At 69.4% G+C, this 12,319-nt stretch carries 9 protein-coding genes; 3 read left to right on the forward strand and 6 right to left on the reverse strand.

Annotation, left to right across the window (positions count from 1 at the left end; all coding sequences use genetic code 11):
• Positions 1–13 precede the first annotated feature (13 nt).
• Entirely contained in the window at positions 14–649 is a 636-nt protein-coding gene (locus tag U9980_RS11090; RefSeq protein WP_322754578.1) for a response regulator transcription factor, read from the reverse strand.
• A gap of 89 nt (positions 650–738) precedes the next feature.
• On the opposite strand from U9980_RS11090, the gene U9980_RS11095 reads away from it, so the two are divergent.
• On the forward strand, positions 739–1,752 hold the full coding sequence (locus U9980_RS11095; protein ID WP_322767837.1) for an Acg family FMN-binding oxidoreductase: 1,014 nt from the start codon (positions 739–741) through the stop codon (positions 1,750–1,752).
• A 249-nt stretch (positions 1,753–2,001) separates the two neighbouring features.
• The gene (locus U9980_RS11100; protein ID WP_322767843.1) at positions 2,002–3,060 is read left to right on the forward strand and encodes an LLM class flavin-dependent oxidoreductase; all 1,059 of its coding nucleotides are present in this window, start codon (positions 2,002–2,004) and stop codon (positions 3,058–3,060) included.
• 193 nt (positions 3,061–3,253) lie between these two features.
• Here the strand turns inward: U9980_RS11100 and U9980_RS11105 are convergent, their stop codons facing one another.
• Entirely contained in the window at positions 3,254–4,516 is a 1,263-nt protein-coding gene (locus tag U9980_RS11105; RefSeq protein ID WP_322767838.1) for a hypothetical protein, read from the reverse strand.
• Positions 4,517–4,752: 236 nt separating this feature from the next.
• On the opposite strand from U9980_RS11105, the gene U9980_RS11110 reads away from it, so the two are divergent.
• Positions 4,753–6,804: a protein kinase domain-containing protein gene (locus tag U9980_RS11110; protein WP_322767839.1), complete on the forward strand. Its 2,052-nt coding sequence runs from the start codon at positions 4,753–4,755 to the stop codon at positions 6,802–6,804.
• Positions 6,805–6,826: 22 nt separating this feature from the next.
• On the opposite strand, the gene U9980_RS11115 is transcribed toward U9980_RS11110, so the two are convergent.
• The 4 genes from U9980_RS11115 to U9980_RS11130 form a co-directional block, all read right to left on the reverse strand.
• Entirely contained in the window at positions 6,827–9,280 is a 2,454-nt protein-coding gene (locus tag U9980_RS11115; protein ID WP_322767840.1) for an ATP-binding cassette domain-containing protein, read from the reverse strand.
• 377 nt (positions 9,281–9,657) lie between these two features.
• Positions 9,658–10,698: a DUF2993 domain-containing protein gene (locus tag U9980_RS11120; protein ID WP_322767841.1), complete on the reverse strand. Its 1,041-nt coding sequence runs from the start codon at positions 10,696–10,698 to the stop codon at positions 9,658–9,660.
• A 172-nt stretch (positions 10,699–10,870) separates the two neighbouring features.
• Positions 10,871–11,581 (reverse strand): SDR family NAD(P)-dependent oxidoreductase, encoded by a 711-nt coding sequence (locus U9980_RS11125; RefSeq protein ID WP_322748526.1) that lies wholly within the window; start codon positions 11,579–11,581, stop codon positions 10,871–10,873.
• Positions 11,582–11,585: 4 nt separating this feature from the next.
• The coding region (locus tag U9980_RS11130; RefSeq protein WP_322767842.1) for an FAD-linked oxidase C-terminal domain-containing protein at positions 11,586–12,319 on the reverse strand (734 nt) is incomplete at its 5' end.

Here is a 12,319-nt window from a genome sequence, read left to right on the forward strand (position 1 = left end):
GGCGGGAAATCCGTCAGCCGGAAATCTTGGTGGCGAACACCGCCGCCTGCGTCCTGCTGGTCAGACCGAGTTTCTCCAGGATGGAGGACACGTTGTTCTTGACTGTTTTCTCAGCGAGATGAATCCGGCTGGCGATCTGGCGGTTGGTCAGCCCCTCGGCGATCAGGCCGAGGATCTGACGCTCCCGCTCGCTGAGGGCCGAGAGCATGCGGTCTTCGGGCGCGCCGTCGCGCAACCGGGTCAGCACCCGCTGGGTGACCGCGGGATCGAGCATGGACTGGCCGGACGCCACTGTCCGGACCGCGCCGATAAGATCGTTACCTCTGATCTGCTTGAGCACATAGCCGGCGGCGCCGGCCATGATCGCGGCAAAGAGAGCTTCGTCGTCGTCGTGGGATGTCAGGATCAGGCAAGGGACCTCCGGTGTACCGGAGCGGATGTCACGACACACATCGATGCCGCTGCCGTCGGGCAGGCGCGCGTCGAGTATGGCGACGTCAGGACGTAGCGCCGGGATGCGCCGCAGGGCCTCGGCCACCAGGCCGGCCTCCCCCACGACCTTGATGTCGCCCTGGCTTTCCAGTAGCTCGCGCATCCCGCGCCGGACGATCTCGTGGTCATCGAGAACGAATACGCGGACAGGCTCCACCGAACCGACGATACCCGCCGAGGGGGCCTTAGCGACCATGGATCGCAGGCAACAGGACATGACAGACCGAAGGGCCTACCGTCGTGTAGGTGACTAGCAGCGACACTCTGTCGAAGGACCTCGCCCGCACGGTCGTCGAGACAGCGGGTCTGGCCCCGTCAATCCACAACACCCAGCCGTGGCGTTGGCGAGTGAGCGCCACCGGCTTGGACCTCCTGGCCGATCTCTCCCGCCGGCTCGACGTCGCCGACCCAGATGGTCGTCAACTCCTGCTGAGCTGCGGCGCGGCGCTCCTGCACGCCCGCCTCGCCATCCGCGCCGCCGGGCTCATCCCAACCGTGACGATCTTCCCGGCGACCCGTGACGACCTTGACGCCGGACCGTTGGCCACGATCCACATCAGCCCCGCCACGAGCGCCCAACCCGCTGATCCCGACAACGACATGCTGCTCGCGGCAACCCGCCATCGGCGCACCGACCGCAGGCCCTTCGACCCGCGCACCCTGGAGCCGGAGGCTCTGCGGGCGCTGCGGCGGGCGGCCGAGGTGGAGGCTGGGTGGCTGGTGTCCCTGGACGACGCTGACCTGCGCATCGACACGAGCGTGCTGATCGCCCGCGCCGACTGGTTGGAGAACCACGACCCGGCCTATCGGGCGGAACTTACGGCTTGGAGCCGAACCACCGCGGATGCGGTCGACGGCATACCCCGTGATGTGGTGATCAGCTCAGATCAGCCGCGGCAGTCCGAATTCACGATCCGTGACTTCAATGTGGTCGGTGAACCCGGCCTGGCACTACACCAGACTGACGTGGAACGTCCCATGGTGGTCCTGATCGGCACCGACAGCGACACGCCGGCCGATCGCCTGCGAGCCGGCCAGGCCATGGAACGGGTTCTGCTGACCGCGACCGCGCGGGGTATCGCCACGTCTCCGCTGGGTCAGGCCGTTGATCTCGAGGCGACCCGGGAGCTACTGCGGCATTCGATCGGTGGCCTCGGGCACATCCAGATGATCATCAGGGTCGGCTACCCGCTGCCGGACGCCGAGCCGTTGGAGGCGACACCCCGCCGGTCGGTCGACGACATCTTGCGGTTCGAGTGAACGGGTCCGAGTGAACGGGTTCGCATGAACGCGCGCCCAGGTACGAAGGTGCCGGCCGCGCAGGTCGCCTCTCGGCGCGTGGTCGCTCGCAGCGACAATGGGGTGAGCCCGGGGGCCATGTCACGGCCGGCACCTCACTACAGTACCGGGTTCCCGGCCGTCGCATCGTGCTGCGGTCAGATCGCCGGAGACGTTGCACGGGACGAGAGCCGGGAAGTTCCTCGTGGATGCCGGCGGTTGTCCTTTGAGGTGAGCCTCAACCGCGCCGTACCCCTGTCCGTCCTCGACCTGGTGCCGGTCGCATCAGGTTCAACGCCCACCCATGCGGTGCGCAATACCCTTGACCTGGCACGCCACGCCGAACGGCTTGGCTACACCCGGTACTGGATCGCCGAACACCACGGCATGCCTGGGATCGCGAGCTCCGCGACCTCCATCCTGATCGGACAGGTCGGGGCCGCGACGAGCGGCATTCGGATCGGCTCGGGCGGAATCATGTTGCCCAACCATGCACCGCTCGTGATCGCCGAGCAGTTCGGGACCCTCGGAGCACTGTTTCCGGGACGGGTCGACCTCGGCATCGGACGGGCACCTGGAACGGACGCGGCAACTGCCCGAGCGCTGCGGCGCTCGACCGGCCCGCTGTCCGCCGATGACTTCCCCGCCCAGCTCGCCGAGCTCGTCGCCTTCCTCGGCGACACCTTCCCCCCCGATCATCCACTGCGGGCGGTGACCGCCGTTCCGCACAGCGACATGCCGCCGATCTGGTTGCTCGGCTCCAGCGGCTACAGCGCCCAGGCCGCCGGGATTCTCGGCCTGCCGTTCGCCTTCGCTCACCACTTCAGCTCGGCCAACACACGTCCGGCACTTGATCTGTACCGGTCGACGTTCCGCCCGTCGCCGGGCCGGGACCGGCCCTACGCGATGGTTGCCGCTGCTGTCCTGTGCGCGGAAACCGACACGGCCGCGCAGTGGCTTGCCGGGCCGACCAAACTGGCGATGTTGCGGCTGCGGCACGGGCAGCCGGGCGTGTTTCCCACCCCCGCGCAGGCCCATGCGTATCCCTGGACGCCGGCCGAACGCGCCGCAGCCGACAGCGCGACGGCGTCCCACATCGTCGGGTCGCCCGAGACCGTCCGGGTCGACCTGGACGCGCTCATCGACGCGACGGACGCGGATGAGATCATGATTACGACGAACGTCAACCCGCATGCCGACCGGCTGCGTTCCTACGAACTGATCGCCGAGTTCGCGGACCTGTCACGCCACCCCGTGGCCGGTGGGGCACCAGCGGGCCGTACCGGATGAAATCCATGGCGAACGCATGCCTGAATCCCAGCGAATGACGATGTGTGACGCGCCTGCATCCAGTTTGATCTGACTCGCAGGTCCGCCGGGTGGGGGCGAGACCGGGCAGCCCACGGGGGGAGCTGCCCAGCGCCTCCACCACGGCGTAGCGCCGGCACAGCTCAGCGCCGGCACAGCGCTGGGCGGGCAGGCGTCAGGACGTCAGGACCGCGGCGCTGACATAGGCGAGGCTGAACTGGGTGTCGGACCGGGTGCCGGCCGGGTCCACGCAGAAGACCGAGACCGTCACGTCGCCGGCGGTGGTGCCGCGCGGTGAACTCCAGCCACCGATCGCGCACCGGTGGGTCGGCTCACCGTAGGGGATGACCTCGACGGTGTCCGGGGTGCGGCCGGCCGCCGGGAAGGTCACCTCATACGCACCGGCCGAGAGGTGACGGACGGTGTTCGCCTTGCCGGCGCTGTTGGCGGTGTACCGGTCCCACACCTCCACCGTCCTGCCCAGGGGCGGCTGCACGATCTTCCCTGAGCCGGCGACCTCCTGGCCGGTGAAAGCATGCCCGAACGGCACGTTGTCCGCCCCGATCATCGCGTGCTGATTGGTGTAGATGAGGACGAACGGGGTGTCGGTCCAGGTCTCGCCCACGGCGCAACCGACGAAGATGGTCTGCCGGTCGGCCTTCTCGTCCCGGCCGAGCGGGTTGCAACCGGCCGGGGTGGAGCCGATCGCGTTGACCTGGAGGTTGTTGCCCTCCCGGGCGGAATAGGTCGGACCGACCAGATCGATCGAGTAGTGCCCGACCCCGATCCGGTTGATCGAGATGGACGCGGCCGGGCCGGCGGCGTCGTAGTGGTCGCCCGCCGGGGTCGACGCCTGGCCGGGAGCGTCGTCGCGAAAGTAGGTATAGGGCGGCGGGACCGACACCGACGCCCCGGTGGGGGTCGGGCTCACCCCCTGCCCGCGGAAGTACGTGTCGGAGAAGGTCGACGACGCACGATAGGACGCCGGCGCGAAGGTGAACAACGCGGTGAACCGCGAGTCGGCGTAGTCCCCGGCCGGCGACCGGCAGGACAGGGTCACATCCTCGGCCGAACCCGACCGTACCCACCGCTCGGTGTGGCAGCTCACGGGCTGGTCGCCGACCGCGGACGCCACCGCGACACCGCGACCGCCGGGTACGCCGATCCCCGGGAACGTCACGCTGTAGCGACCGACATCCCGCCGGACCACCGTCGCCGCCGCACCACTGCCGCCCGCCGCACCACTGTCGCCCGCCGCGGACTGCCAGCTGCCGGCCTGAACAAAGGGCGCGGGTGTCCGCGCGACGTCAAGGGGCGGCGCAGCCTCGTCCGAGCGGACAAAGCCCCACACCGGCGCGGTGGGGTCGGTCGCCGGTGGCGCAGCTGTGGGTGACCCACCCGAACCGGCGCTTGACGCCGCCGCCGACGCAGGCGACACCGGCGAACTCGCATTACCACAACCCACCGCTAACAGAAAAGCGGCCACCACACCAACAAACACAGAAGCGCTTACCGAAGACAACCGTCGCGACCGCGCCATACCAGGAGCATGTCATGCCTGATCCGATGGGAAAGCCGGGAGTCAGCGAGACGACCGCGGGAGTACCTTGAAGACCTGTCCGGCCGGTCTGAGCGGACGTTGCGAATGGCACGCGGTCTGGGGGTAGGTCGACAATGACGGCGCCGGATGCGGCTCTGAACGCACAGATGGCCCCGCTGGGTCCGAACGACCCCGCCCAGCTCGGTGCTTACACCCTGCTGGGCACGCTCGGCCAGGGCGGAATGGGAACCGTCTATCTCGGGCGCACCGAAACCGGCCGGCTGGTCGCCATCAAGGTGATCCGGGCCGACGTGGCCGACGACCACGAGTTCCGGTCGCGTTTCCGGCTGGAAGCCGAAACGGCCCGCCGGGTCGCCCGGGTGTGCACCGCCGAGGTACTCGACGCGGCACCGGATGCCGAACAACCGTATCTGGTCACCGAGTTCATCGAGGGCCGGACACTGGCGAAGTTCGTGACCGAGAGCGGCCCGCTGTCGGCGGCGAACCTTGAGCAACTCGCGGTCGGCGTTGCCGCGGCCCTGACCGCGATCCACAGCGCCGGCATCGTGCACCGGGACCTCAAGCCCTCCAACGTGGTGCTCTCCCCCTTCGGGCCCCGCGTCATCGACTTCGGGATCGCCCGCGCGCTGGACGCCGTCAGCGACCTCACCGGGGACCTCCAGCAGCTCGGCACCCCCGCCTTCATGGCACCCGAACAGATCCAGGGCGAGCCGGTCACCCCGGCGGTGGACATCTTCGCCTGGGGCGGGCTCATCACCTTTGCCGCGACCGGCCGCTACCCCTTCGGCGAAGGCAGCGCGCAGGTTCTGCTCTACCGTGCGGTGAGCGAGGAGCCCCGCCTGGACGGGCTGGACAGCCCCCTGCGCGAGATCGTCGCGAGCGCGATGGTCAAGACTCCCGCAGCCCGACCGAGCGCGCAGCAGCTGATGCTGCGCCTGCTCGGCGAGCCGCTGTCGACAGAGCAGGTCGACCCCGAGGCAACGGTCACCCAGGTGTTACGCGACTGGCAGCTACCCGCGCCCGGCGGCGCGTCCGGTGGCGCGTCCGGTGGCGCGTCCGGTGGCATTGCAACGCGCGGCACCCGTGGGACGTCCACGCCGGCCACCGTTCGGGGCGACAGCCCGCTGCCGCGGCCCCGCCGCCGGACGGCGCTGGTCGTCGCGGGCAGCGGGGTCGCGGTGGCGGCGGTGGCCGGGGCGGTGCTGGCGCTGGCCCCCGGCTCCGACCCGGGCGACAACCAGGCGAAGGTCACCGACATCCTGCCGAAGGCCGCTGTCGCGCTCGGCGACGACACGCTGGTCTACTCCAGCGAGCAGGACGGCAAGAAGGACGTCTTCAGCGCGCAGGTCGGCCCGAACGGCCTGGTGGGATCGCCGCGAAAGCTGACCCACGATACGGATCCGGACACGCTCCCGGTGATCGTCGGGCCCAAACGCAAGACCGTCCTCTACACGGTGGGTGACTCCTCCCCCAGCCTCAAGGCGATCGCCGCCGACGGCAGCGGCCTGCCGGTCTCCCTTTTCACCGCCGGCCCAGCGCTGGACGTCCAGCTCGCGCCGGATGCCCGGGCGTCGGTCGACCCGACCGGGAGGTTCGTCGTGATCAGGGCCAACCGCGGCCCGAACGACGGCTCAACCGGCCTCTACGTCATCGCGATGGACGGGTCGAGCGTCCGGCAACTACCCGTACCCGCCGGGGCCACCGACCCGTCCTGGTCACCGACGGACAACCGGATCGTCTACTTCGTCAGCGAGAACGGGAGCAACGGCGGCAAGCTGTTCACCGTCGACGCGTTCAACACCGACGCCCAGCCCGTCGCACTCACCGACGGTAGGGACGGTCTCGACGCCGACCCGTGCTGGTCACCGGACGGCAAGAGGATCGCCTTCCGCCGCAGTGCCGGTACGAACCTCGCTGAGATGGACATCTTCGTCATGGACGCCGCCGGCGGCACGGCCACACAGCTGACCAATGCCGTCGGCCAGGACCAGGACCCGTCGTTCGCCGCCGGGGACGACAAGCGGATCGCCTTCACCAGCCAGCGCGACGGCGCCACCAACCGCGAGATCTACGTGACGGACGCGAACCGCCTCGACGACACCCACGCGCAGCGGCTGACCCCGTTCAACGGTCTGAACGCCACCCCCCGCTGGCAGTCCGGCTGAGCGCGGGGGGCGGCAGTCGCGGCTACGCCGGCTTGCGCTTGGCGGTCTTCGGGTCCATCCGGCGGATCAGGAAGGCGGTGGCGATGACGCAGATCACGCCGATCCCCACGCCGGCGGCGATGTCGGTGAGGTAGGCCGACGATGTGTGGTCGAAGAACGGGTCCACGACCACCTTGTTATTGATCAATTTGCCGTCTGGGCGGGTAGCGCCGGCAAGGCTGATCCGGTTGAGATCACCGACCGAGGACAACCCGGCAAAACCCCAGCGGGCCGGCGCGATCAGGCTGATCTGCTCCAGGCCGGGCTTGCCGTGGACGGGCAGGATGCCACCGCTGAACACCAGCTGCGCCATGGTGAGGAGCACGAGCAGCGGCATGGTCTTGTCCGCGTTGTCGACCAGTGCGGAGATGACGAGCCCGAGCATGGCCGAGGACAGCGACACCACGATCACCGCGATCAAGCATTCGACCAGGGAGTTTCCGAACGCGACCCCCTCGGCGGGCTGTCTGCCGACAAGCGCGATCAGGGTGAACGGGATGGCCTGCAACGTTGTGATCAGCGCCAGGACGAGGATCTTCGAGCCGATGTAGGCCGTCCGGGACAGCCCGATCGCCCGTTCGCGGCGATAGATCGCCCGTTCCTTGACGATCTCACGGACCGAGTTCGCCATCCCCATGAAGCAGGCGCACAACACCATCACCAGCAGGATCGTGCCGGCGTCCGCGTTCGGCGAGCCGTCCCCGGCGAGGTCGAAACTACCGGGTATCGCCCGCGGGATCAGCCCGAGCAGGAACGGGAACACGACGATGAGCCGCAGGTAGGACTTGTCGGACGCAACCACCGCCAGCGTCCGCCGACTTAACGTGATCAGCTGGGAGAGCACCGACTGCTGGCGGATGCTCGGCAGGTCTTCGCGCGCCGGGCGGGCCGACGGCGCGGTCACCGACGCGGGCACGTAGTAGCGCGACTGGCGGAACCGGGCCGCCGACTCCGCCCCCGGCGTCGCCTCCAGCATCAGGAAGACATCCGGGTAGTCCTTCTTCTCGAAGAAGGACAGCGCGTCGCGCGGCGGGCCGAAGTAGGCGACGTACCCGCCGGGGGCGAGTACCAGGACGTAGTCGCAGAGTTCCAGCTGAGCCACGCTGTGGGTGACCACGACGACCGTACGGCCGTCGTCGGCCAGCTTGCGCAGCGACTCCATGACGTTCTTGTCCATGCCCGGGTCGAGCCCGGAGGTGGGCTCGTCCAGGTAGAGCAGGGTGGGTTTGGTCAGCAGCTCGAGCGCGACGCTGGTGCGCTTGCGCTGCCCACCCGACAGCCTGGCCACCTGGGTGCCGGCGTGCTGGGTGAGCCCGAGCTCCGCGAGGACCTCGTCCACCCGGGCGCCGCGTTCTTCCTTGGTCGTGTCCGGCGGGAACCGCAGCTCGGCGCCGAACTCGAGGGCCCGCCGCACGGTCAGGGTGGTGTGGAGCAGGTCCTCCTGGGGCACGTAACCGATACGGCGGCGCAGCTCGTCGTACTCGGAGTACATGTTCCGACCGGCGTAGCGCACCTCGCCCTTGTCCGCCGGGCGGAACCCGGTGAGGGCGTTGAGCAGGGTGGACTTGCCCGCGCCACTCGGCCCGACCACCGCCAGCAGCGCGCTCCCACGCAGCCGGAAGGTCATGTCGTGCATGAGCTGTTTCTGGCCGGCCCACACGTTCAGACCGTCGGCCTCGAAGCTGACGTCCCCGGAGTCGATGTACTCGACGAGCTCGTTGCCGACAAGTTGGAACACATGGTGACCGACGGCAATCACCGCGCCCTGCGGTACCGGCTCACGGATGATGCGCTTGCCGTTGACGAACGTGCCGTTCGCGGACTCGAGATCGGCGATCTCCACATCGCCGGTACCGGTCCCGCTGTGACCGACGAACAGCTCCGCATGCCGGCGGGAAGCCAGCAGGTCACCCACGACGATGTCGTTGTCGCGGGACCGCCCGATGGACATCCTGCCGGGGTGCAGCGGGTAGGCCGTCTGGCGTTCGTGCTCACGCTCAAGATCGGGTCCACCGGCGTCATCCGGACGCCGCGGGGCCTGCCTGGGCAGATGCGGTCCGGGCTCGACGCGGGCGGCGCTGCGCAGCATCGTCGGCATCTCGAAATGCGGATCCTCGTACTCGGAGGGAGCCTCGCCGGTGGCGGGCACCTCAGGCAGGACGACGACCTCCGGTCCGGTCGGGGTACCGAGCCGGAAGCGGATCTCGCCGTTCACGTCCACGCTCTGCACCCGCTGGCCGTCGAGCCAGGTTCCGTTCGAGCTGATGTCCCGCACGGCCCAGCCCGCGCCGACCGGTTCGATCAGCAGGTGCCGACGGGACACCCGACTGTCGGGCATGACGAAGTCGGCCGAGCGGGCACGCCCGACGACGAACGGCTGGCCGGCAGGCACGGTGGCCACGATGGCGCCGCTGACGACTCTGAGGGTCGTCTGCACGTGTTTCCCCCTTCAGGACGGGACACAGGCCGGATGCCCCGCCGAACTACTTCGACATGGATCGTCCGATCTTGCGGGTCGTCCGAATCGTAGCGTCGTCCACAGACCATGATCCAGGTCGGGTGGACCAATCACCACGGACACAACGCAGGGGGCAGACTGCGCGGGGTCGGCCATGTCGGTACCGGACATGTCCACAGCAGTCATGACCACATCAGTCATGTCCGGAGACGACCGACCACGAGTCCGACAGTATCCGCCAACGAGTAATAATTGCCTGTCGCCCACCCGGCGGTCCGGGAACTGTCGCTGATTCGACGCGACGCGACGCGACGCGGCGCGGGAACGGAGCGGAGATCCACGGGGTGACCGCCGGCTCAGCCGGTGGCCCCGGCGGGAAGGATGACGTCGGTGGCCGCCGCCCTCACCGCGATGCCGTTGCTGCCGGCCGTGGCACTCTGGATCCGCAGGTTGAACGGCAACCCGGCGATCGGCAATGGAATCGCCGGCAGCGCCAGACCCCCGGGTAGAACCAGCGTGAGGTTGTTGTCCTTGACGGTGAAACCCGTTTCGATCGACTGCGAACCAATGATCGAACCCACGATCGGCAATGACACATCCACATTCACTTTGACCTTGCCGTCGCTGCCGGGCGCCACCTGGACCTTCCCGATCGAGAGCTTCAGGCTCGCCAGATAGGTGTTGAGATCGCTGTAGCTGATCTGCACATCGGCGGTCACCTTGTCCACCGGGACCTGCCCCACCTGGCCGCGGATCGCGTCCCCGAACGGTACGTGAACGCCCTGTAGGCGGGCTGTCACCGCCGAGATACGCGGCCCGGGTGTGGAGATGCCCGTCACCGTCACCCGCAGGTCGTCATACTTACCGAACAGGATCTGGGTCAGGAACGGGATGCCGCCGATGCTGACGTCGGTCACCGTGGGTGGCGCGACCGTCGGATCCTTGCTGGACTGGGCGACCGCCGCCTGCGCCTTCGCCTTCATCTGGCTTTCGGCGATCGGTACCGACGCACGGTCGGCCACAACCAGCAACGCGAACAGCACGATCAGTGTGATGATCGGCCATCTGCGTCGACGCCGCCGGCGAGCCGGAGCGGTCGGCGAGGCCATCACGCCGGCCGGCTCGACCGGTGGCACGGCTGACGGGCGCTGCGCCGTGTAATCGGAACCGGCCCCGTAACCCGGGTACGCCGGGCCGCGGTCCGCCGGGCGCGACTCGGCCCGGTAGGACTCGTCCCGGTAGGACTCGGCTGGATGGGCACCGGCCGGATACGAATCGGTGCGTCGGGTGTCGGCAAGGGGCGGGTTCGCCGGCCGGACGGGATCGGCGCGGGTTCGCGGTTGTCGACCGGCCGGACGGAACGAATCCGCCGGCGGCGGCGGACCAACGGGACCCACGACCTGTGCCTTGCGCGTTCCACCGCCCGGCTGGGTACCGGCGGGCGGTGGCAGGCGGCGGGTCGAGTCCTCCGACCCGCTACCCCGGTCCGAGTCGTCATCAGGTCCACGTCTCACGGTCTGGATGGTCGCACGATCGGCGGGTCCTGGCACGACTTGGGTCAGACAGGCGTCAGACCTCCCCGAACAGCTGCGGTGCCCGGTCGGACCCTTTCGGTGGGACGAGTCGGAAAACCGATCCGCGCGGGGCCGAATAGACGTTCCAGAAGTGCTCGGCCACCGCCTCCGGCGAGAGCGGGCCGGCAGGTGCGACGCGGGCCTCCAACACCACGGTTCGAAGCCGGATTCCACGCGCCTGCAGCACCGGCGCAAGCGACGTCCCGAGCGCGAGCAGACCGGCCTTGCCGATCGCGAGGGCGAAGCGCCCGGCGGCCGGTTCGGTGCGCAGCCCGGCCGCGGTCAGCAGCACGCATGTCGAAGGACGATCAGCCAGCAACCCCACAGCGGCCTGCACCACGGTGAGAGCGCCGGTCACGTTGACCGCCAACGTCTGGTTGACCGTCTCCGCCGACACCGACAGCGCAGTGCCCCGGATGCTCAGCTTCGCGTTGTAGACGACGGCGGTCAGGCCGCCGAGCCCGTCTGCGAGTTTACCCAACGCCGCGGTGACGGCGCCCGGCTCGGTGACATCGGCAACTTCGCCGGCGACCGCGACATCCTCCCGGGCGAGGTCGGCTTCGATCCGCCCGACCGTGTCGGCCGAACGAGCGATCACGCCGAGCGCGAAGCCCTCCCGGGCAAACCGGCGCAGGAGCTGGACGCCGAAGGCCCGCCCCGGTCCGACGACGACGAGCGCCCGCTCGTCCTCCTGCTGCTGCTGCATGCGCTTACCGTAGGAGAATTCCCGGATTGAGGATTCCGGCCGGGTCGAGGGTGTCCTTGACCGAGCGCAGGACAGCCATCCCGATGTCACCGATCTCTGCCGCGAGCCACGGCTGATGGTCGGTGCCGACGGCGTGATGGTGGGTGATGGTCCCGCCCGCGTCGAGGACCGCGCGGGTGGCTGCGGCCTTCACCGCCACCCAGCTCGCCACCGGTTCGCCGGGCTGGGGACACACGACGGTGAAGTACAGCGACGCGCCGGTCGGGTAGACGTGCGAGATGTGACACATGATCACCCCCGGCGCATCCTGCGCGGCCAGAGCCGCGACGATCGCGTCCCGTACACCGGTGTACAGGCCGGGCAGCGTCGACCAGAACCCGGCCGTCTCCAGCGTCTCGGCGAACATCCCGACGTCCAGCAGGGCATCGCGCAGGTACGGGCCGCGAAAGCGGTCACGCACCCAGCTGGCCCCGATGTCGCGCCCCAACGCGACCGCGCCGGCCGCGTGCAGCAGTTCGCCGACCTCGGACCGGCGCGCGGCGACCCAGCCGGCCCGGCCCTCGTACCCGGTGATCAGCTGACAGCCGCCGCCGGTGGCGGAGTCGCCGGTGCCGGTGCCGGTGGCGGAGTCGGTGGCGGAGTCGGTGGCGGAGTCGCCGCCGACAGGGCCACCGCCGGGCAGGCCGGCCGCGGTCTCGACCTCATCCGAGAGCCGCACGACCGTCGGCAGCAGATCCC

This window comes from Protofrankia sp. Cr1 (assembly GCF_963555865.1).
GTDB lineage: Bacteria > Actinomycetota > Actinomycetes > Frankiales > Frankiaceae > Protofrankia.

What these genes read in the sequence shown, in the direction of transcription:
- U9980_RS11125 (WP_322748526.1), bottom strand. Translation starts at nt 11,581, where the DNA reads ATGCAGCAGCAGCAGGAGGACGAGCGGGCGCTCGTCGTCGTCGGACCG.
- U9980_RS11110 (WP_322767839.1), top strand. Translation starts at nt 4,753, where the DNA reads ATGACGGCGCCGGATGCGGCTCTGAACGCACAGATGGCCCCGCTGGGT.